The organism is Fibrobacter sp. UWR4 (genome assembly GCF_003149045.1).
Lineage (GTDB): Bacteria > Fibrobacterota > Fibrobacteria > Fibrobacterales > Fibrobacteraceae > Fibrobacter.
The window spans coordinates 1-19,662 of the sequence record NZ_QGDU01000018.1 but is presented as its reverse complement, the minus strand read 5'-3'; the positions used below and the strand labels follow the sequence as shown (position 1 = coordinate 19,662).

At 46.6% G+C, this 19,662-nt stretch carries 21 protein-coding genes and 2 pseudogenes; 13 read left to right on the top strand and 10 right to left on the bottom strand.

From position 1 onward, the window contains the following. Window positions 1-110: 110 nt before the first annotated feature. The 3 genes from rbr to BGX12_RS08700 all read right to left on the bottom strand — a co-directional run bounded on the left by rbr (window position 111) and on the right by BGX12_RS08700 (window position 1,614). Window positions 111-650: a rubrerythrin gene (gene rbr, locus BGX12_RS08710; protein ID WP_109735686.1), complete on the bottom strand. Its 540-nt coding sequence runs from the start codon at window positions 648-650 to the stop codon at window positions 111-113. A 79-nt stretch (window positions 651-729) separates the two neighbouring features. Next, on the bottom strand, window positions 730-1,338 hold the full coding sequence (locus BGX12_RS08705) for a DUF1349 domain-containing protein (protein ID WP_109735685.1): 609 nt from the start codon (window positions 1,336-1,338) through the stop codon (window positions 730-732). 30 nt (window positions 1,339-1,368) lie between these two features. Further along, window positions 1,369-1,614 (bottom strand): TIGR03905 family TSCPD domain-containing protein, encoded by a 246-nt coding sequence (locus BGX12_RS08700; RefSeq protein ID WP_109735684.1) that lies wholly within the window; start codon window positions 1,612-1,614, stop codon window positions 1,369-1,371. 243 nt (window positions 1,615-1,857) lie between these two features. Between BGX12_RS08700 and BGX12_RS08695 the strand changes: the two genes are divergently transcribed. Continuing rightward, complete coding sequence (locus BGX12_RS08695) at window positions 1,858-2,520, top strand: GNAT family N-acetyltransferase (RefSeq protein ID WP_109735683.1); 663 nt, start codon at window positions 1,858-1,860, stop codon at window positions 2,518-2,520. 61 nt (window positions 2,521-2,581) lie between these two features. Here the strand turns inward: BGX12_RS08695 and BGX12_RS08690 are convergent, their stop codons facing one another. Beyond that, complete coding sequence (locus BGX12_RS08690; RefSeq protein WP_109735682.1) at window positions 2,582-3,739, bottom strand: FISUMP domain-containing protein; 1,158 nt, start codon at window positions 3,737-3,739, stop codon at window positions 2,582-2,584. 42 nt (window positions 3,740-3,781) lie between these two features. After that, window positions 3,782-3,919, bottom strand: a pseudogene (locus tag BGX12_RS15520) (peptidase T); the annotation flags it as partial. A gap of 279 nt (window positions 3,920-4,198) precedes the next feature. On the opposite strand from BGX12_RS15520, the gene BGX12_RS08685 reads away from it, so the two are divergent. Beyond that, window positions 4,199-4,825 carry a GNAT family N-acetyltransferase gene (locus BGX12_RS08685; protein ID WP_109735681.1) on the top strand — a complete coding sequence of 209 codons (627 nt, stop codon included), beginning with the start codon at window positions 4,199-4,201 and terminating at the stop codon, window positions 4,823-4,825. A 113-nt stretch (window positions 4,826-4,938) separates the two neighbouring features. Here the strand turns inward: BGX12_RS08685 and BGX12_RS08680 are convergent, their stop codons facing one another. Continuing rightward, complete coding sequence (locus tag BGX12_RS08680) at window positions 4,939-6,435, bottom strand: toxin-antitoxin system YwqK family antitoxin (RefSeq protein WP_109735680.1); 1,497 nt, start codon at window positions 6,433-6,435, stop codon at window positions 4,939-4,941. 401 nt (window positions 6,436-6,836) lie between these two features. On the opposite strand from BGX12_RS08680, the pseudogene BGX12_RS08675 reads away from it, so the two are divergent. The 3 genes and pseudogenes from BGX12_RS08675 to BGX12_RS08665 all read left to right on the top strand — a co-directional run. Further along, window positions 6,837-7,115 (top strand): annotated as a pseudogene (locus tag BGX12_RS08675) (DUF1016 N-terminal domain-containing protein); the annotation flags it as partial. 168 nt (window positions 7,116-7,283) lie between these two features. After that, window positions 7,284-7,601, top strand: coding sequence for a BrnT family toxin (locus BGX12_RS08670; protein ID WP_109735678.1), 318 nt, complete (start codon window positions 7,284-7,286; stop codon window positions 7,599-7,601). Then, entirely contained in the window at window positions 7,598-7,813 is a 216-nt protein-coding gene (locus tag BGX12_RS08665; RefSeq protein ID WP_109735677.1) for a BrnA antitoxin family protein, read from the top strand. The genes BGX12_RS08670 and BGX12_RS08665 overlap by 4 nt, the downstream gene beginning before the upstream one ends. 31 nt (window positions 7,814-7,844) lie before the next feature. Here BGX12_RS08665 and BGX12_RS08660 read toward each other — a convergent pair whose 3' ends face one another. Together BGX12_RS08660 and BGX12_RS08655 are read right to left on the bottom strand one after the other, a co-directional pair. Further along, window positions 7,845-8,453, bottom strand: coding sequence for a carboxylesterase (locus BGX12_RS08660; protein WP_109735676.1), 609 nt, complete (start codon window positions 8,451-8,453; stop codon window positions 7,845-7,847). Further along, window positions 8,450-10,513: an RND family transporter gene (locus BGX12_RS08655; protein ID WP_109735675.1), complete on the bottom strand. Its 2,064-nt coding sequence runs from the start codon at window positions 10,511-10,513 to the stop codon at window positions 8,450-8,452. The genes BGX12_RS08660 and BGX12_RS08655 overlap by 4 nt, the downstream gene beginning before the upstream one ends. 116 nt (window positions 10,514-10,629) lie before the next feature. Here BGX12_RS08655 and BGX12_RS08650 point away from each other — a divergent pair, with 116 nt between their 5' ends. Continuing rightward, window positions 10,630-11,598: a hypothetical protein gene (locus tag BGX12_RS08650; protein WP_109735674.1), complete on the top strand. Its 969-nt coding sequence runs from the start codon at window positions 10,630-10,632 to the stop codon at window positions 11,596-11,598. Between the two features lie 22 nt (window positions 11,599-11,620). Here BGX12_RS08650 and pepT read toward each other — a convergent pair whose 3' ends face one another. After that, a complete protein-coding gene (gene pepT, locus BGX12_RS08645) occupies window positions 11,621-12,886 on the bottom strand; it encodes a peptidase T (protein WP_109735673.1) in 1,266 nt (421 codons plus the stop codon). Window positions 12,887-12,923: 37 nt separating this feature from the next. Here pepT and BGX12_RS08640 point away from each other — a divergent pair, with 37 nt between their 5' ends. The 5 genes from BGX12_RS08640 to BGX12_RS08620 are packed head-to-tail and all read left to right on the top strand — an operon-like array spanning window position 12,924 to window position 15,560. Next, on the top strand, window positions 12,924-13,607 hold the full coding sequence (locus BGX12_RS08640) for a hypothetical protein (protein ID WP_233246334.1): 684 nt from the start codon (window positions 12,924-12,926) through the stop codon (window positions 13,605-13,607). Between the two features lie 29 nt (window positions 13,608-13,636). Next, window positions 13,637-14,059: a very short patch repair endonuclease gene (locus BGX12_RS08635; protein WP_109735743.1), complete on the top strand. Its 423-nt coding sequence runs from the start codon at window positions 13,637-13,639 to the stop codon at window positions 14,057-14,059. Window positions 14,060-14,081: 22 nt separating this feature from the next. Beyond that, window positions 14,082-14,666: a low molecular weight protein-tyrosine-phosphatase gene (locus BGX12_RS08630; protein WP_109735672.1), complete on the top strand. Its 585-nt coding sequence runs from the start codon at window positions 14,082-14,084 to the stop codon at window positions 14,664-14,666. Between the two features lie 33 nt (window positions 14,667-14,699). Then, window positions 14,700-15,125, top strand: a complete 426-nt coding sequence (locus BGX12_RS08625; RefSeq protein ID WP_109735671.1) for a hypothetical protein — start codon at window positions 14,700-14,702, stop codon at window positions 15,123-15,125. Between the two features lie 9 nt (window positions 15,126-15,134). Beyond that, window positions 15,135-15,560, top strand: a complete 426-nt coding sequence (locus BGX12_RS08620) for a hypothetical protein (RefSeq protein WP_109735670.1) — start codon at window positions 15,135-15,137, stop codon at window positions 15,558-15,560. On the opposite strand, the gene BGX12_RS08615 is transcribed toward BGX12_RS08620, so the two are convergent. Continuing rightward, complete coding sequence (locus tag BGX12_RS08615; RefSeq protein WP_109735669.1) at window positions 15,557-16,774, bottom strand: Na+/H+ antiporter NhaC family protein; 1,218 nt, start codon at window positions 16,772-16,774, stop codon at window positions 15,557-15,559. The two genes, BGX12_RS08620 and BGX12_RS08615, sit on opposite strands and share 4 nt — an antisense overlap. Window positions 16,775-16,804: 30 nt before the next feature. On the opposite strand from BGX12_RS08615, the gene BGX12_RS08610 reads away from it, so the two are divergent. Continuing rightward, window positions 16,805-18,238, top strand: a complete 1,434-nt coding sequence (locus tag BGX12_RS08610) for a metallophosphoesterase (protein ID WP_109735668.1) — start codon at window positions 16,805-16,807, stop codon at window positions 18,236-18,238. Between the two features lie 231 nt (window positions 18,239-18,469). Further along, window positions 18,470-19,318 carry a sigma-70 family RNA polymerase sigma factor gene (locus tag BGX12_RS08605; protein WP_158278207.1) on the top strand — a complete coding sequence of 283 codons (849 nt, stop codon included), beginning with the start codon at window positions 18,470-18,472 and terminating at the stop codon, window positions 19,316-19,318. The last annotated feature ends 344 nt before the right edge of the window (window positions 19,319-19,662 follow it).

Sequence of the window (19,662 nt, the reverse complement as noted above, 5' to 3'; positions counted from 1 at the left end):
TGGAGTCGCGATTGTCGCGACATTCGCCTTGCTAATAATTTTGCCACTTCGTGGCGAATTACTGGTCTCGGTCATAGAAACAAGCGAGCTTGTTTCTGCGACACTCGACCTTAGTAATTCTCAGCGTTGACTTCGAAGTAGGACTGGGGATGAGCGCAGGTGGGGCAGACTTCGGGAGCCTTGGTGCCGACCACGATATGACCGCAGTTGCGGCATTCCCAAACCTTGACTTCGCTCTTTTCGAACACAGCTGCAGTTTCCACGTTCTTGAGGAGTGCGCGGTAACGTTCTTCGTGATGCTTTTCGATGGCGCCTACCAGGCGGAACTTCTTTGCGAGGGCGTCAAAGCCTTCGGCTTCGGCGGTCTTTGCAAATTCTTCGTACATGTCGGTCCATTCGTAGTTTTCACCGTCGGCTGCGGCCTTCAGGTTTTCTGCAGTGTCACCGATGCCGTTCAGTTCCTTGAACCACATCTTGGCATGTTCCTTTTCGTTTTCTGCAGTCTTCAGGAACATTGCGGCGATCTGTTCAAAACCGTCCTTCTTTGCCTTGGATGCAAAGTAGGTGTACTTGTTACGGGCCTGGGATTCGCCTGCGAATGCAGCTTCGAGGTTCTTTTCGGTCTGGGTACCAGCGTACTTGTTTGCCATTTTTATGTCTCCTTGCGATAACGCAAAAAATGAATTTCGGTTTTAATATACAATGTTTTAAAGGAATCGTCCCATAAAATTAAATCTTGTCCGGTTGCTGACCATTGTGGGGGAGCCACTTGCATTCGCTTTTTACCATATCCGTAAAGATTGCCTTGAAGGAGGAATCCTCAGGGCTGCAGGCGTAGATCCCGAATTGGATTTCTGCAACAGCCTTATGCATGTGGCAGATGCGCATCTGCCTGAACCTAACGCCGTCTTCGGAGCATTCGATGCAGAAATCGTCTTCACGGCGGCTGAGGCGGTACCACATGGACTTGATATCTGCACTGACCTCTGTAGTGGCCCAGTCCGAGTAACCCATGTTTGTGACCACGCTGCCCAAATGCTGGAATCTTTCGTTCTCGTACTCGATGGATGCCTTGAGCCAGTTTTCGCTATCAAGGTAAACTACCACTCCGCACTGGTCAAAACGACGCTTGCTGTGAAACTCCGTTTTTACGGTAAAGGAAAAGAACTTGTCTGCGGTGTTGATCTGCAGGACAGGGGCGTTATCATTTCTGAAATGATAGTAGGTCCTTTGCCAAAGATCCGTGTGGGGCGCCGTGACGATTTCGATTCTGTCGTCGTCGATTTTAAATTCGGCAGGCTCGCGGGTCCATTTCCAGAGATCCTTGCTGATAGTCATTTCAAGCCTTTGGACGAGTGCGAACTTTTACTAGATGACTTCGCGAAGAGCCTTTGCCAGCTGGTCTGCGCAGGAAGTGGACTTGCCGTTGCAGGTGTTGCCTTCCAGGATGTCGGCGATTTCCTTCATGTCCTTGCCTTCGCAGAGCTTGCCGATGGCCTTCAGGTTGCCGTTGCAGCCACCCAAAAACTTCAGGTTGTACATCTTGCCGTTTTCGTAATCGAAAGTGATGAGCTGTGCGCAGGTGCCACTGGTTCTGAATTCCTTAGTCTGCATAAAAGCCTCTCGTGGCGCCTTGAAAGTCGCCGAATGTGTTTATGAATAATGTAGAAATTGCAGCATGATTGTGACCACACCTTCAAAAAATGAGTATATTATAACTGAACCTTTATTACGGAGTTGGATGTTCTTAATCCATAATTTCGGCTTTGGCCGAACTCAAAACTGGGACATTGTTTAGTGCGGGTTACGCCGGGTGGCGTGACTCGTATCCTTTCACACTAAAAAAGGAAATAAACAATGTCTATTAATTCTGAATATACTATCCGACAGGAACAACCTGCCGATTTCTCTGCTGTCGAAAATTTAACCCGCGAGGCTTTCTGGAACGTTTATCGTCCCGGATGTCTTGAGCATTACGTGCTGCACTGCTACAGGAGTAACCCTGGATTTATTCCGGAGTTGAGCCTGGTGCTGGAAGGTCCTGGCGATTGTGGGACTGCCGCTGGAGTAGAACCGCGTCGCGAAATTCTCGCCCATGTGATGTTTGCTTGGAGCGAAATTTTGGTGGACACTGGTGAGCATTTGCGCATGATGACTTTCGGGCCCATCAGCGTCCGTCCGGACATGCAGCGCAAGGGCCTCGGCAAGATGCTGCTGGACTATGCCTTGGAACGTGCCCGCGAAATGGGTGCCGGATGTATCGCCATGTGCGGTAATATCCAGTTCTACGGCAAGTGCGGTTTTGTGGCTGCAGCATCCAAAGGCATCCGCTATGCAGACGACCCCGACGGAGACGCGCCTTACTTCCTCATCAAGGAATTGACGCCCGGTTTTCTGGACGGCATCCGCGGAAGCTATCGCGATCCGGAGGCCTACTTCGTAGATGAAGCCGCTGCCGATGAATTCGATAAGCAGTTCCCGCCCAAGGAAAAGAAGGTACTGCCAGGACAGCTGCTCTGATAGCATGAAATAGCGCTAATAAAAATCAGGTTACCCCGGCACAATGTGGGGGTAACCTTTTTTAATGATCCTTCACGCATCGAACATTTAGACCCCAGCTTTTTGTTGACTTGAGATCACGCCCTGCACTATTGAAAGTACTGGTTATATACAGACTTACAGCGTAGTTTTCACTCATCTCGGATGAAGCCCAATAGTATGCGCCGCATCCTGTGCCTTCATAATTACCGTCGTTAAATCGAAAACCCGTAGGCAGTGCAGAGAATCCCGAAGTATTTGTATTGGTTTCATCTCCAAAAGACGTACCGCTCATTTTATCGCCACGGCAATAGTCCCAACCAACAGAGCTCCTCAATGCTTTAAAGTCATTAAAGGATCCGCCGCCGATGACTTTTGCACTAGCTAAAAAATCCTCCAGTTCTTCAAGAGTCGGCAAGTGCCACCCTTCATCACAAATTCCCTTGACATATCCGTTAAGACCACAAGTTTTTCCCATTCCGCAATCCAGGGCTTTTTCGTTTTCATTCACTAATTTGACAGAATCTACAGCTGCGGACCAGGAGTAAAAACGCCCCACAATATCGCAGGATTCCCAATCGCCTTTTAAACACCAATTATTTCCCTTGAGACTGGGTGTTGCAACACTATCGGCGTAGCGTAAGTTTTCTGCCATCCAAGTCTGATTGCCAACTACAACGGTTTTATAAACTTGACCATCACGACTGTCCGTCATCTGTCCATACTCTATCTTAGGACTAAACCATGATTCATTAGGTATATCCCAAGGATACTTGTCTATTTCAAGACTTCCCACATACCAAACTCCTTTATAACAGGTGTAGAAAGTTTTGTATTCATCCATCCACATTCGATATTTTGCAATACCCCAATCTTCGCACTCGCCGCCTATTTCCGTTAAGGCTGTTTGAATAGAATCGTTGGTCCACACCAGTGCACTAGATGATGATAAAACATCTTCAACAATGTCTTTTTCACTTGATGAAGATTCTTCCTGCACTTTGCTACTAGATGAAGACGATTTGATTTGAGAGGATGAACTTTCCGGAGTCTTTTCAGAGGATGACAATACTTCGGAAATGCTGGAAGAACTTTCCAAAAAATCATCAGGTTCAACTGCGGTACTTTTTTCATCACCACAAGCGGACAGTGCAATCAAAAAAGTAACCAGCAAAATCCAGGTGCCTAGACAATTTTTCATATTCACTAAATTATCCCACCAACAGTTTCCGTCAATTTGCTATTAATCCAATGCGATATTCTTGATGATTTTCACCACGGATTCCATGGCTTCGACGGTTACGTGTTCGAAGGGGCCGTGATAGCCGTAGCCACCGGTACCCAGGTTGGGGCAGGGGAGTCCCATGAAGCTGAGCTTGGCGCAGGTGCCACTGGTTCTGAATTCCTTAGTCTGCATAAAATCCTCTCGTGGCGCCTTGGAAGTTGCCGATTGTGTTTATGAATAATGTAGAAATTACGGCAGGATTGTGACCACTCCCTTGAAAAATGAGTATATTATAACCGAACCTTTATTACGGAGTTGGATGTTCTTAATCCATAATTTCGACTTCGGTCGAACCCAAAACTGGGACATTGTTTAATGCGGGTTGCGCCGGGTGGCGTGACTCGTATCCTTTCACACTAAAAAAGGAAATAAACAATGTCTATTAATTCTGAATATACTATCCGACAGGAACAACCTGCCGATTTCTCTGCTGTCGAAAATTTAACCCGCGAGGCTTTCTGGAACGTTTATCGTCCCGGATGTCTTGAGCATTACGTGCTGCACTGCTACAGGAGTAACCCTGGATTTATTCCGGAGTTGAGCCTGGTGCTGGAGAAAGACGGTGAAATTCTCGCCCATGTGATGTTTGCTTGGAGCGAAATTCTGGTGGACACTGGTGAGCATTTGCGTATGATGACGTTCGGCCCAATCAGCGTTCGTCCGGATATGCAACGCAAGGGCCTTGGCAAGATGCTGTTGGACTACGCCCTGGAACGTGCCCGCCAAATGGGTGCCGGATGTATCGCCATGTGCGGTAACATCCAGTTCTACGGCAAGTGCGGTTTTGTGACTGCAACATCCAAAGGCATCCGCTACGCAGACGACCCCGATGGAGACGCGCCTTACTTCCTCATCAAGGAATTGACGCCCGGTTTTCTGGACGGCATCCGCGGAAGCTATCGCGATCCGGAAGCGTACTTCGTGAACGAAGCCGACGCCGATGAATTCGATAAGCAGTTCCCGCCCAAGGAAAAGAAAGTACTTCCCGGACAGTTGGGATAGTACTCGCAAAGTCCTTGCCCCGTTGTGTCATCCTCGCGCAGGCGAGGATCTAGCATCGGATGTAAAAAAGCTACCGAGAATTTCCCGGTAGCTTCATTGCATTTTAATGTTTCCTAATAAACTTCGCACTTGTCCACGTATTCGTACTTCGGTCTTTCCTTGCGAATGCAGCCATTCACTTCGTCCTGCATACTAAAAGGTCTGTTACGACGACGTGGAGGAACTTCAACATCATTTCCCTCAAAGTCCTTGAAGTGACAAATGGCCTTGCGCACCCCGTCTACCTCGATAACCTGGTAATCGCGAATTGTGATTTCATCTTCGGAATATTCCTTGAAGTAAATCAGTTTGCGCCTGTATCCTTCTAGGTAGTATTCCTTTTGAATCCAAAGTTTACCGCTTTCGTAAAAGTCTGTTTCCTTTACCAGACTATCTTGTTTTTCAGAACTAAAAATTAGGATGCCATTATCGGAATAGATTCTTTTTTTCTGAATGGGTACCGTCGCGTTATCGATTCTTCCTTTTTCAAAGAATTCGCTTATGATAGCGCCTTTTGCATTGGTGCATTTGCCTTTGTATTCGTTGTTCAGGGAGTCTTTCCAGGATTCGCATATTTTGGAGGAATCGTTCCAATCCCTGTCTATCCAATGTACAATTCCATTTACGATTTCTTTTTTTAGCGATCCATCCTCGTTATATGAATATTCTCCTGTGGAATCTTTTAGCGATTTTAGGTTTCCGTTTTCATAGAAAAATTTTTCGGTCAAGGAATCCTTGTAGTATTTAAGATTTCCATCTTCGTCAAATAATTTATGGTAGTAGGTATCATAGTGGTTGCCTGATTCCGAAAGGTAAATGACAAAATCATTTCTAAGATTTCCATTGCGATAGTATTCTCGTTGAAACCCTTGTTGGACACTAAAGGCAAAAATCCTTTCGGCATTTATTTTACCATCAGTTGAATAACTGAACTCCTTTCCTACGGAACGTCCTGCAATAAAAATTGCCTTTCGAGCCAGCATCCCATTAGAATGAAATGAGTAGCTTACATGAATATTTGGCCTTGTCTTTTGATTATTCGGATTGCTGCCGTTACTTTCTTTTGACTCGGTTTTTACCTGACCATCTTTGTAAAAAGTCTCACGGGAAATTTCGTGGTCATTTTTGTACTTGCATCTGTATTGTAACCTACCATCCGGATAATTGCTGATGAAGTCTCCTTCCACTTTGCCATTTTCTATAAAGTATTCTTGAAGTAGAATGCCTGATTCGTAGAATTGCTTTACATGACCGTCTTCACTAACAGAAACGTGCAATGCTCCCGATGGGAAATAGCAGAGAAAGTCGCCTTGTTGGATTCCCTTCGCGAAAGAACCCTTGCATTCCATAGAACCATTTTCGTAGTAGGTAGTGATAGTTGAGTTGCTACGGTCTGCCCCATGAAATTCATTGTGCTCCATAAGGGCGCCGGATGGGTAAAATTTATCAACGCCTTCCACACCATTTTCTCTGAAACCCTGCTGTACTAATTGACCATTCGGGTATTTTCGAATACCTGAATTTGAGCAAGCAATCAAGGCTAGTGCAATAAGAAAAAGAATGAATTTCATTTAAGCCTACAGTTTTTTAGGAATATAACAAATTCACTGATTGCGAATACAGTGTGTTCGCAATTGCATCGTTGACTGCATAACGACAGTGTCTTGCAAATGATTTACGCATAGATTATATTTTGCACATTGCTAATCCCTATACGTAGGGCATCATAAATTCTCTGCTGCAAGTCGTGGGAGCGTGTCGCATTGGACATCTCCGCAGAACCTGAGAGAGGAGGCGAGCCTCTTGACTGTGCACGTAGAGCTGGGAACAAAGGGGTTCCCTCAACATCTCTCATGAAAATAAGGAATGGAGTATCCGGCAGCGATGCCGTGTTTTCGCGTGTCAACGAAAAGTTTGTCCAGGAAATTCGAGGAATTATTGAGCAGTCCCGTCAGAACGCTGTTCGCAGCGTGGATTTTCGTATCGTCAATTGGCTTTTTGTCGCAAGTTTTACACCCTTTATCCAATTGTGAACGCAGTGCGTTCACAATTGAACTGGACTCAATATCGCGATCTAATTCAGATAGAAGATCCAGACAAGCGCGAGTATTATGAGCTGGAGGCCATCAACAATGCGTGGACTAGCCGTGAACTTGAACGCCAGATTCACTCGCAGCTTTACGAGCGTCTACTCCTCAGCTCCGACAAGGAGAAGGTCCTGGCGGTAGCCCGTAAGCAGCGGATTCCCGAAGTCAAGCAAATCCAGGAGAAATTTGAGAATAGAGGGTGAAATAATTGATTCTGTTCCTTAGGGAAATAGGCTGGTCATCATAAAGGAGATATATGCTATGGCTTTTTTATCTTGTGAGCTTGCTCTAAAATTAAAATGTAATTATATTGTAGTTATACAGCGAGGTCTATTATGGAAATAGATTTCGAGTGGGACGAAAAAAAGAATGGTATAAATCAAAAGAAACACGGCATTTCGTTTGAAGAGGCAAAGAGCTGCTTTGAAGATGAACATGCGAGAGTTTTCTTTGACGTAGAGCATTCTAGAGATGAAGATCGTTCAATTCTTATTGGTCTATCTTCTGAGTTGAGAACTTTGGTTGTGGTTTACACAGAACGGGTTATTGCTGACAATGACGTAATTGTAAATCGAATAATTAGTGCTCGAAAAGCGACAAAGAAGGAATTTCAATATTATTGGAATGCTCGCAAAGGAGATGAACCATGAAAAAAGAATATGACTTTGAAAAAATGAAGGCAGTAAGGAATCCTTATGCTGCAGCCTTGAAAAAACAGATTACCATTCGTTTGAATGCGTCTACTATTGAGTATTTCAAGAAAATGTCCAAGGAGCAGGGAATTCCTTATCAGACTTTAATTGATTCTTACCTGACAGATTGTGCTGCAAAGAAAAGAAAGATTTCCATTGAATGGAAATGATTTTTTGTTGAATAAAAAAACATGGATGATCCTAAGCAAATGATTTGCCGTTCTTTATCCATTCATCTAAGAATTTCATTTGCTCGTCGGTGTGGAACCAATGCTCACCGCCTTCCATAACGGTGAGAGGCGCATTGATTTTATTAGCAAACTTGGTGATGGTTTCTAAGGAGACAAGATTGTCCTTGGAGCCGTAAAGAATCTTGGTGGGAACATTCCACTGGATGGGATTTTCGCGAACGTAGCTCAAGTATTCCCAGGAAAGGGTTTCTCCGAAATTCGTTGCGATGTTCTTCTTTTCGCGGAGTTCATTTTCTGAAACGCCAGCCCACATCATCATATCGCAAATCAGCTTTTCCATATTCACCATAGGTGAAATGAAATAGGCCTTGGCGATATTGGCTGAGCCAAGAGACGTCATTGAAAAGTAAGCGCCGATGCTGTTAGCGATGAGATAGACTTGATCAAAGCCTGTGGAGACGGAATCAAAGAATTTGATAAATTCGTCCTTGGCAGCCCAAGGAGTTTCTGCCTTGTAATCAAAACCCATGACTTCACAATCAGGAAACAGAGGCTTGTAATGTTCTGCCTCTGCGATGTTCCCGCCCTTTCCGTGAATGTAGAGGACGAGAGTTTTCATTTTGCAGTTTCCTTTCCAAACGGTTTCGTCAGCATAATCAGCACTGGTGTGATGGTGAAGTCGGCCACCAATGCGGTGACAAGTCCGATGGTTGCCATGAGGCCCACTCTGAAGAAGATGGTGACGGGGCTGACCATGTAGGCGAGGAACATCATGCAGAGAATGATGGTGGTGCTGACCATGCTCTTGCCCACGTCTCTGAAGGTGGCGAGAATGGATTCGCGGTAGTTGCCGCATCGTTCAAAGCAGAGTTTGGAATGGTTCACGAAATGGATGGTGTCGTCCACCGCAATGCCTATAGCCATGGGGATCACCATCATGGTCATCATGTCCATGCTGAAGGCGCAGGCACCCATGACTCCGCCAATTACGAGGATGGGAGCCACGTTGGGAATCATGCCGATAAGACCTGTTTTGATGCTCATGAAAGAGGCAATCAAAAGCAGCGCAATTACCACGAAGGAAATGCACACGGATTTGATTTCACCTTCCACCAGTTTGTTGTTCATGGAGGACTGTTCCACGGCATAACCTTCTACACCAACGTCAGCCTTGGGGAAGTATTTGCGGACTAGAGTTTGTGCGCTATCGATGTCGATGTCCACCTGCTTGGAATTCCATTCCTTCAGTTCCACATGAATGTAGGCCATGCTGAAATCATCGGTGACGCCACCAATCATGACGCGGGCCTTGCCTTCGGAAATCTTTGTCAGCGGAAGGCTGGAAAGGTCTGCGGAAGCGCTATCCATGGCCAGCATGTTTTCTGGATTCTTGAAGGCGTCGGGCTCGCCGGTGTCCACCATGATGTTGTAGGAATAGACGTTGGCCAGTTCGGAATTCATAAGCTTCACGAGGCGTTCCACGAAGGGCAACTTGGTGCCGAACATTTCCACATAATCCATGTTCACTTTAAGATCTTTGCAGCCGATGGCGCTGACCACTGCAATGACGATGGAAATGAGGACGATGGGGAACTTGAAATTCAGAGCCTTGGTGCCGAGCTTTTCCAGGAAATTTTCAAGGCGTTCGTCGCGGGGCTTCGGCGTCTTGCGGCTTTGGGGACCGTAGCTATAAAGGATCGGCACCAGAATAATCACGTATAGGTAAACGGCGAAAACCATGGCGGCGCAAATAGACCCTACGATTTTCAGCACCGGCATATCCACGAACAGGAAGGAAAGCATGGAGGCAACGGTAGTCATCACTGTAAAGAAAATGGGCCAGCCCGTTTCCGTGACAGCTTCGACGAGAGCGGGCTTGCGATCGTTCAGTCGTTGGTAGGCCTGCTTGAAACTGTTGATGTAATGGATGGAGTAGCCAACGCTTAAAGCCATGCCAAGCATCATGGGTAATGTGAACAAGGTAAAGTTGGGCTTGACGCCCAGCCAACCGCAAATGCCGAAAACGGATGCCATGGCGAAGGCGGTGGCCATGAAGGGAATCATGACGCCGTACTTGTTACGGGTAAAGAACGCCAGGCAGAAAATCATGATGAACACACCGATGACAACGGAGCGTGCGGCCTGAGGCATGGAGGAATCGTTTTTCGAAACTTCAAGATAGGGCTCGCCGCCGGCATTCAAGTCCCAGCGATCAGATTGAAACTCGGGACGTTCCAAAAGGTCGGCTACGGCGCGGCCGATTTTTGCAGCGTCATTCGCAGGGTCGCTGTAGCGTTCCAGACTCAGGTGGAGGAGGGCTTCGGTACCTTTGGAATTTTCGATGGTGTGGATTTCTTTTGCAAACGGGATGTTCGAGAGCATGTAGCGGGAGAGGGTGTCCCGCATTTCCATGATGGCGGAGTCGCGGACGCTTGGCGCGGTGACCAGCATAACCACGCTGGCGTCGTTCCCGAAGTGCTTACGGAACTTTTCTGCGTTGACTTTTGCGGCGTCCCCCTCAAGGAACCAGCCGTCATTGGTAAAGGAAAACTCGAAGCGTAAAATTCCCGCACCTGCGAGAAGCGTAAAGAGGATGACCGCGATAAGAATCCCAGCACGATGATTCGTCTGGAAATTTCCCAGCATATTGAAGAGCTTGTTGATCTGAAGGATTCGCATGGAATTTCAAATATAAAAATGTTGAATTTTTGATTTGACAAATTTCAAAAAGCTGACGATATACTATTGGTGATATACTAGTTTGCAGAACTTTTCATCTATAGAGGTATTTTAGTATGAGCAAGAAAAAATTAGTCACATTCTTTACCATATTTTTTGTATCTATTTTAATAGGTTTTTGGGGTGTTAGATTATCTGTTTCCGCCGATGATCATGCGCTGGTGGATTCCTCCGCAACGATAAAATCAGCAACAGAATTTGCGACAGCCAATGAACCGGAATCAAAATCTCAGTACTTTAATGATTCCTCGGCGCTTATGCGCAGTTTTGAATCGTGGATGATGTTTTCTGAAAACTTCCACGCATCATATAAGGATTCCTCTTTTTGGGGAAATTACCAGTTGGTTTATCCTCTCATCTATCCACAAGATTTGTTGGAAGATTCCAAGTTTGACAGACTTGTGTTTTCCATGTTTTTCGGGGAGGATGCGCCTAAGAAGGTGAATCGAAAATCCATACAAAAGGCATTGGAAAAGATAATGAACAGGGAGGTAAAAAGGACCCATGATTGGTGGGCCCGGGCTAAAGCTGAATACGGGAAAAAGTGGCGCGATGAAGTTGAGATGTGCTCGGGATATTTTTACGCCATGCCCACCGCAAAGGCTTTACGATGGATGTCATTTCAAAAAATCGTTGACTCCCGCTGTGGTGGCAATGGTGGACCTGGTGAAGAATATTATACTATTGTCAGAGTAGATGAACCCTATGTAGTGGACACCGCTGTTTTTGTTCCCGGCTTTAGAGAAAAACTGGTTGAAATGATTGCAGATAACGTAATCTATAATTTCTATTTGCGAGGAACGAATAAGCGTGAAATAGATCGCGATGCAGTCCGTGAAGCCACCGCAAACCAGTTCCAAGGCAATTTTACTCCCGCCTTGACTCTTTCAGGGGTAAAGTTCGTGTTTGACACATGGGCGCTGCCTGGCACATGCCATGCCGATGGCAGAGTCTCTGTAATCGTTCCATACAGAATGATTCAGGATATCTTCACCCAGAAATTCAAGGACGACATTGGACTGTAGTTTTCCAGTGAAGAGTTCGCGATTATCCCAATGCAATCTTCTTGATAATTTTCACAACAGCTTCCATGCCTTCCACGGTGACGTGTTCAAAGGGACCGTGGTAGCCGTAGCCGCCGGTACCCAGGTTCGGGCAGGGCAGCCCCATGAAACTGAGCTTGGCTCCGTCGGTGCCGCCGCGGACGGGTTCGCTGACGGGCTCAACGCCAACAGCTTCGATGGCATTGCGGGCGCGTTCCAGAACTTCGGGGCACTTTTCGATGACTTCCAGCATGTTGCTGTAGGAATGCTTTAGCTCGAGGGTTACCGAGCCCTCGCCGAATTTTTCGTTGAACTCCGCGGCAATTTTCCGCAAGAATTCCTGGCGTTCTTCAAAGCGCTTCTTGTCGTGATCGCGGACAATGTACCAGAGGGTTGCGTTTTCTACATCGCCCTTCATGTCTGTCAGGTGATAAAAACCCTGGTGGCCTTCGGTAGTGGCGGGAGTTTCATCGGCGGGGAGGGCCATGGCGATTTCTGTAGCCATGAGGCTTGCGTTCTTCATGATGCCCTTGGCTTCGCCCGGATGCACGCTCTTGCCGCGAACGGTAAACTTGGCGCTGCAGGCGTTGAAGTTCTCGTAAGCGATGTCGCCTTCGTAGCCGCCGTCCACAGTGTAGCCGTACTTTGCCTTCATGTAGTTCAAATCCACAAGGTCTGCGCCGCGGCCGATTTCTTCGTCGGGCGTAAAGCAAACCCAGATGTCGCCATGGCCAGAAAGATTCTCGTAGCCGCGGCTTTCTGCGTGGCGATCCGTTTCTGCCAACTCTTCCATGGCGGTAACGATTTCTGTAATGCCCGCCTTGTCGTCGGCGCCCAGCAATGTGGTGCCGTCGGTGGTGATGAGGGTGCGTCCCTTCAAATTTTTTAAAGTGGGGAAGTCTGCGACTTTCAGCACCATTTTGGCGAGCCCCTGTTCGTCGCGCCCTGCACCTTCCAAAACCACATCGTTGCCTTCGTAATTTTCAATAATCTGTGGCTTCACATTTACGCCGGAGAAATCCGGGGAAGTATCCATGTGGCTAATGAAACCGATGGGCGTATCCTCTTCGTGGCCTGCGGTTGCGGGAAGCATTCCGTACACGTAGCAGTGCTCGTCAATCTTCACCTGCTGAAGACCGATTTCTGCCAGTTCCTGCGCAAGGTACTTTCCTAACGCAAATTGGCAATCGGTACTGGGGCAGGTTGCCGAATTTTCGTCGGAGGTGGTTGTAAAACTGACGTACTTTAAAAAACGTTCTTGAACTTTCATAACTAAAAATTAAAAAAGATTTATCTTTATTTTAGTGATGAAGCAGAAAGCTACGGATCCTGTGCAATTGAATCTTGTTACGGTAAAGCGTAGCAGGTTTTCGCAAATGCGTCTCGGAGATTCTGATACTTGGCCCGCAGTCCTGCAGTTTTTATTCTATCCGAGACCTTTGGGGCGTCAGCAGTTCTTTACCCTGCGCGTCATTTTGTGGCTTGCCATGATTTTCTTCACGGTGCAACTTTTCCGCAGCGGGTATGATGCTCCTATTGCGCAATATCTCCACTGCCTGAACTTGCCGGTACACGAAAGTGGCCATATCATTTTCGGTTTCTTAAAGAACGAAATTATCACATCCCTCGGCGGATCCTTGTTTCAGATTATCATGCCCATGGTTTTTTGTTTTGCACTATGGATCAAGCCCCGTGATTTGTTGGGTGCTTCTGTGGGACTTTGGTGGGCCTTCGAAAATTTCATCGATGTGGCTCCCTACATTGATGACGCTCTCCACATGCGTTTAATGCTTATTAGCGGTGGCACGGGTGCGGAAGCCCCTTATGGTTTTCATGACTGGAATTTCATCTTGTCAGAAACAGGCTTGTTGCTGAAGTACGATACGATTGCAAGTGTGGTCTATACCATAGGCTATGTGGGCATGGTGCTGTGCGTTTTTTGGGCAGCCTGGTCGCTGTTCTACTATTGGAAATATCAACGGGAAATGTAGTGGCTGCAAGAGTGAAAAAGAAAAAGCCTATGACACGTTCCCAGATGATGGGGGCGGTGCATTCGGAAAATACGAAGCCGGAAGTGATTGTTCGTAAGTCCTTGTTTCACGCAGGATTTAGGTACCGCCTTCACAGGCGAGATCTGCCCGGTACTCCGGATATTTTCGTGCAGAGATATGGGGTGGCTATTTTCGTGAACGGCTGCTTCTGGCATCAGCATGGCTGCAAGCTCACCAGCCGTCCCAAGTCCAATTCCGATTTCTGGAATAATAAGTTCGATAACAACATCGTTCGAGATATAAAAACGCAGCACCAGCTTTCGCTGATGGGCATCCGGGTTGCCGTCATATGGGAATGTTCCCTTCGTGCAGACGCCCGTGTGGATTCCGCCCTTGTCCTGGAACGTCTTGAAAATTTCATCAAGAGCGATGAGGAAACCATCGAACTGTAGTTTCGATTTTTAAATTTACGTTATGGTCAAGATTCTTTTTGTGTGTCACGGAAACATCTGCAGAAGCCCTATGGCGGAATTCGTCATGAAGCACAAGGTGGCAGAAATGTTCGGCCCATCCGGTAGGAGCTGCGCGGGACCTGCCCGCACAGAACTCGCCAGCGGAAAGAGCTGCGGTCTGACTGCCGCGGATTTTGAAATCGCCTCTGCCGCCACTTCCACAGAAGAAATTGGCAACCCGGTTTATCCGCCTGCACGTCGTCTGCTGAACTCAAAAGGTATTGACTGCAGCGGTCACGCTGCCCGTCAGATGACTCAACGGGATTATGACTATTATGATTACATCGTCCTGATGGATCGTAACAACCTACGAAATCTCCGCTGGAATATCAGTGCAGCAGACTATGCTTACGAAACCTCCCGCGATGTCACTGCGACATCTGCCAACATTGAGCATGACCGCAAGAAAATTTCTCTCATGATGGATTGGACAAATCGCCCCGGCGATGTGGCTGACCCGTGGTATACCGGAAATTTTGATGCTACCTGGCGTGATGTGAACGAAGGCTGCGATGGTCTTCTGGACTACATCCTGAATAGCAAATAATTTTGATATATTATGGAAAACGTTAGGAGTCTTATGAGAAAAATTCTTTACTTCATTTTATTTGCTGCAGCATTTTCCTGCGCAGGGGAATTGGCTGAAAAGCAAATGGCAAAATTCGTTGATTTTGTAAAAAAACAAAAGTATGAGGATGCAACATCTTCCTTGATGGATCATGTTTATGCATTTGAAAATTCCGATGCGGCAAAGAACAATGCAGTTGTTTTTTATGCTGGGAAGATGAAGGAATTTACCCGCCAGCATGGAAAACCTCTAGGTTTCACGAAATGGCGTACCCGTACCCTTGCCAAGAATATGGAAGAGATTGTTTTCCAGATTAACTGCGAAAAGTCCGCATGGATGCTCGAAATTCATGAGTACGTTGGCGACGACGGAAAGCACCGTTTTGGCGATATTCGTTACGTCACTGAAGAAGATATTTTTAAAGCTTACGCAAAATAAGGAGGAACTATGAAAATCAAATCTATTCTTTTATCTCTCTGTCTCTGCTCTTTTGCTTTTGCTGGCCCCCATTCCAGCGATTGCGTCAAGAAGATGGTTGACTTCCTGAAAGTGGAAAAGTTCAATGAAGCCTTTGACGCTGTTCTGGATAACAGCCCCTTCATTGCCGGAAATGTGAATGTGGCAAATGTGAAGATGCAGTACACCAATGTCTTCCAGAATTTGTCCAGTCAGTATGGTAAACCGTTTAATTTTCAGGTGTTGGGCTCCAAGACTATCGGCACATTGGAACGTACCGGTTTCTTGGTCCAGTGCGAAAAAAATGCGTGGGTGATTGAACTGGTGGAATACAACAATCCTAACACCAAGAAGCAGTATATCGTGAATTTCAAGATTCTAGATGAAAACGATGCCTTCAATCGTTACGGAGTCTAGTTTCGTTTTTCAGTAATCCACTGGAAAATGAAAATCAGATACAGGTAAGCTGCGAACAGTACGCTACTGGTGGGTGCGCCCATTGCTCCCAGAGGAACAAGGCTTGCCATGCTCCAGGGAATAATTCCCGCTACGACTACAGAAGAGTTCTCTATAAAGAGGGCTCTTTTATTTTTGTCGGTTACTACACTTTCGCACATCTCGTTAGTGAGTACAATACTCATGGTTTGATTGCAGCTGGTCATACTAGTAAGAATGGCTGTGAACAGCGTGCAGCCGAAGGGGGAAATTCTGTGGCTCAGTCGGGAAATGAGTACTTTCACTTTTTCAAGAATGCCAGTGCCTTTGATAAGTCCTACAAAGGTCAAGGAAATGAGGATAGTCCCGCACATTTTCAGCATTCCTAAAAGCCCACCGCCCGAGAGCATTTCTGATATGTCTTCAGGAGCGGAATAACCAAAAATCATGGTTTCGCAAATCTTTTCAGGAGCCATCCCTTGCATGCTCCACGCCAGAATCGCAGATAGTAAAATGCTGATGGCCATGTTCAGCTTAATGTTTACCCTTAGGCAGGCGAGAATCAAAATGGTTGCTGCAGGGAAAAGTAATGTCCAGTGAAGATTGTAGAACTGGCTGAAAATATCCGTCACGTTTGTTGCGGTAGAGGCACTTTCCATCAAGTAGCCTGTTCCTGCAAAAATTCCAAGAGATAAGACGAAAGGCAAAATGCAGGTACGGATCATCCCGCGGATATTGTCATAGATGTTCGTTCCCGTCACCTGTGCTACCAAAAGAGCGCTTGTGGAAACGGGAGAACAGCGATCTCCGAAAAAGGCTCCCGAGAGAATTGCACCGCCACATACCGCCGGAGAGATTCCCATGGCACATCCTACGCTCATGCAGATAGAACCCATGGTAGCCGCAGTTCCTACAGACGTTCCCGTCAGGGCGGAAAGTAGGGAGTTCAGCACGAATGCCGCAGGGAGAAAAAATGCAGGTTGCAATGCCCCCGAGGTCACGCTCACAATATAGGCGACTGTACCCGAGGCTCGCCATAGGGCAGTCATGACGCCTACCATTAGCATGACGATAAAAATGTTCTTTGCCACTCCAACGCCGGACCATGCCATTCCTGAAATTTCTCGCAGGCTATGCCCACGAACGATTCCATAAACAATCAAGGCGACCAATATTGCAGTCAGTGCGTATAACATTTCAAAAAATTTTAGTAAATTAAGAAAACAATGTTTTTCTTGATTTTTCCCATTACCGCTGTTCTAGTTCTGTACTTAAACATCCGCAAAGTTGCTACAGGCAATAAGGGTGTGTTGATTGCAGGACTTCCCATCATTTTGACTTTTGCCAGTTTCTTTTTGGCTAGAAGCAATTCCCAAATTTTTGCAGCAGTGCAATGCTTCATGGTTATCTGGCTATGTCAGGCTCTCTGGATGTATCTTCTGTGGGACCTGTTCTTTGGCGTTCGTTTCGTCTGGAAGAAGCTTCGGGCGAAAAAAGGCCACCCTCAATACAGGACGAATTTTTTCCGCAACGGCTCCCGTGCGATCCTTGCCGCTACCGTCCTGTTGACCGCAGGTCTTCTCGCCTATGGCATTCCCAATCACTACGATTACAAGACCCGCACTTTGGAAGTTCCCGTGACGCTCCATCCAAGTTTTGTAGCTCCCAGCAGTTTCCGTAATTTCAAGGCGGTGTTCTTCAGCGATCTTCACATTGACCCGCTTTTCAAGAAGGAAAAGCTGGAACGCCTTATCGCCCAGTGCGATTCCATCAAGCCGGACTTCATTCTTTTTGGAGGTGACTTCGCCGACGTTCATGATTCCGTCCTGACGGCAGAAGGTTATGACCCTCTGATTCAAAAGCTTGCCTCCACTGCAAGGATTGCCGCAGTTGCCATCGAGGGAAATCATGAAGTGTACATGGAACGTTCCGGTTCCGATCCAGCAGGTTTCCTCCGCAGGAATGGCTGGATTGTTCTGGACGATTCTACCGCCTGTCTCCCGGCAAGAAAGCCGACGGCCTGCTTTACGGGACGTCGGGATTTCCAGAAGGCCCGCGTCTTCAACGAACCTCGCAAAACTCTGGAAGAACTTGCGGTGGGTAGCCCTATGGCAGAAAGCTTGACCAACAAGGAACATGACGTCCCCTGGATTCTTCTGGACCACCAGCCCAAGGGCATCGAAGATGAATATGGCAAGTCCCGTCCGGACTTCGCTCTTTCCGGCCACACTCACGATGGACAATTCTTCCCGGGCAACATTCTCATCAAATGGATTTGGCCTTTGGCTTATGGCGAAGGTACTTTAAGCGAAACTCATTGGCTGGTCAGTTCCGGTGTAGATTCCTGGGGCCCTCCTGTCCGTGCAGGTTCCGACACCGAAATCTGGATTCTCGATTTCAAGACGATTATGAAGGCGGAGACGACAGGGCGTTTACTCACGAAAAGGCCGCGAGCCGTTCTCTCTGCAGATTCCCTAATAAGATCGACTCAAGGTCTTCAGAAGGCCATGAAAATTGAAAGTCCCGAAATAAGTCCCGAAATGAAAGCTGAACTTGATTCCCTGAACAAAGTTGCATCGGAAAATTTGAAAAATGAAATGGACTCTCTGGAAAAAGATTTTGCGAAATCAATTACAGGTGATGTAAGGGCCGTGCAGTAAGCTTTCTATATTTTTTAAGAATCGGGTTACTAAAGTTCCCTATGGGTGTATTTTGGTAACCTTGTTTATCAAAAAAATTAAATTCTATATTTACTTTGTTTGTAAAGTAGGTTACTAAAGAGCTTTAGCAAACTTGTTTAGTAACCTTATTTTATGAAATGGGGATTAAAGCAACTATTTTATACAAAATACCTCTTGCCATCGGCAGGAGGTTTTTGCCATATTAGGAGTATGGGTCGGAGTGTATCTTTTGAACGGCTGGTTAGCCTGCGTAGTGAAATCTTTAATCTAGGAGCTGTATTTTGCCGCCTAGACAATGTTGATGACGGATCACAATTATCGTTCCGGACGAACCGTCAGATGCTTGACTTTCTCTGGAATGTCCGTAGCCTCACTTACGAAGCCTGTGCGAAACATGGTCTTAGTCATGGCTGGTGGAGTCAGCTGCAGAAAACCTATAGCGAGTGGGAATCCGTTCGTAACGTAATCGCCGCTCGGTATATGCCTCTAGTGAAAAGCATGGCGAGAAAATATGGTCATCACAATCAGGATTCTTCGGACTTGATTCAGGAAGGAGCCAAGGGAATGCTGCGTGCTCTCGATAGTTACGAGGTGGATCGTGGCGTACCCTTCGATGCCTACGCTCGCCCCTGGATTCAGAAGTACTTGAGTCAATGCGTGGAATGCCATAGTGAAGTTGTTCGCATTCCCGACAGTCTTGCGAAACGTCGCCGCACGTTGCACGATCTGGAATCGTCTACACTTACCCTTTCCAATACAGCATCGCGCAATCCGAATTTTGTCTGTGACCTGGAGATTCCTGACAACCGAGAAAATCCAGAACAACATTTTGCCCATCGGGAAACCATTCGTTTCCTGAATCAGTGCGTCAATAACCTGGACGAAGACTCCCGCAAGGTCCTTCAGCTTCATTATGGTCAGGAAAAACGACCATCTCTGGAGCAAATTGGAGAAAAATGCGGCTTCTCCCGTGAGAAAACCAGAAAAATCGAGAAAAAGGCCTTAAAATCCCTGGCGGAGAGGATAAAAAGTCGAATTTTTAATCGAAGCGGGAAGTAAAATCTCGGCTATTTGAAAAATATATGGCTGGCTGCAGAAAGAAAGTTGTGGATTGAATGTTGATAAGATGTGCTTTATAGTGAGTAAATTTAGTTCTTTGCGGAAAAAGTGAAAAAAAGTGAAATTTTTTTGAGAAAATGCCTTGACATTCCTCCCGAAAATTCTATAATTGGCCTCACCTCCGAACGAGAGAGCCGAAACGAAAGAAACGAAAGCGAACCGGTCGGAACGGCAGTTCGAGAAACAGCCGAGCAGTTTGAAGGAATCGGAGATGTGCTTAGTGACGGACCTTAGAAGAAATTCAAGGAAGTCAATTTTATGAACGTGATTACGGGACCAAGACT

Bases quoted from the DNA above. Each gene is read 5' to 3' on its own strand.
- pepT (WP_109735673.1), bottom strand. From the start codon at position 12,886: ATGAAAGTTCAAGAACGTTTTTTAAAGTACGTCAGTTTTACAACCACC.
- BGX12_RS08620 (WP_109735670.1), top strand. From the start codon at position 15,135: ATGAAAATCAAATCTATTCTTTTATCTCTCTGTCTCTGCTCTTTTGCT.
- BGX12_RS08695 (WP_109735683.1), top strand. From the start codon at position 1,858: ATGTCTATTAATTCTGAATATACTATCCGACAGGAACAACCTGCCGAT.
- BGX12_RS08610 (WP_109735668.1), top strand. From the start codon at position 16,805: ATGTTTTTCTTGATTTTTCCCATTACCGCTGTTCTAGTTCTGTACTTA.
- BGX12_RS08655 (WP_109735675.1), bottom strand. From the start codon at position 10,513: ATGCGAATCCTTCAGATCAACAAGCTCTTCAATATGCTGGGAAATTTC.
- BGX12_RS08650 (WP_109735674.1), top strand. From the start codon at position 10,630: ATGAGCAAGAAAAAATTAGTCACATTCTTTACCATATTTTTTGTATCT.
- BGX12_RS08660 (WP_109735676.1), bottom strand. From the start codon at position 8,453: ATGAAAACTCTCGTCCTCTACATTCACGGAAAGGGCGGGAACATCGCA.
- BGX12_RS08605 (WP_158278207.1), top strand. From the start codon at position 18,470: ATGGGTCGGAGTGTATCTTTTGAACGGCTGGTTAGCCTGCGTAGTGAA.
- BGX12_RS08640 (WP_233246334.1), top strand. From the start codon at position 12,924: ATGAAGCAGAAAGCTACGGATCCTGTGCAATTGAATCTTGTTACGGTA.
- BGX12_RS08680 (WP_109735680.1), bottom strand. From the start codon at position 6,435: ATGAAATTCATTCTTTTTCTTATTGCACTAGCCTTGATTGCTTGCTCA.
- BGX12_RS08630 (WP_109735672.1), top strand. From the start codon at position 14,082: ATGGTCAAGATTCTTTTTGTGTGTCACGGAAACATCTGCAGAAGCCCT.
- BGX12_RS08705 (WP_109735685.1), bottom strand. From the start codon at position 1,338: ATGACTATCAGCAAGGATCTCTGGAAATGGACCCGCGAGCCTGCCGAA.
- rbr (WP_109735686.1), bottom strand. From the start codon at position 650: ATGGCAAACAAGTACGCTGGTACCCAGACCGAAAAGAACCTCGAAGCT.
- BGX12_RS08685 (WP_109735681.1), top strand. From the start codon at position 4,199: ATGTCTATTAATTCTGAATATACTATCCGACAGGAACAACCTGCCGAT.
- BGX12_RS08665 (WP_109735677.1), top strand. From the start codon at position 7,598: ATGAAAAAAGAATATGACTTTGAAAAAATGAAGGCAGTAAGGAATCCT.
- BGX12_RS08615 (WP_109735669.1), bottom strand. From the start codon at position 16,774: ATGTTATACGCACTGACTGCAATATTGGTCGCCTTGATTGTTTATGGA.
- BGX12_RS08700 (WP_109735684.1), bottom strand. From the start codon at position 1,614: ATGCAGACTAAGGAATTCAGAACCAGTGGCACCTGCGCACAGCTCATC.
- BGX12_RS08635 (WP_109735743.1), top strand. From the start codon at position 13,637: ATGACACGTTCCCAGATGATGGGGGCGGTGCATTCGGAAAATACGAAG.
- BGX12_RS08690 (WP_109735682.1), bottom strand. From the start codon at position 3,739: ATGAAAAATTGTCTAGGCACCTGGATTTTGCTGGTTACTTTTTTGATT.
- BGX12_RS08625 (WP_109735671.1), top strand. From the start codon at position 14,700: ATGAGAAAAATTCTTTACTTCATTTTATTTGCTGCAGCATTTTCCTGC.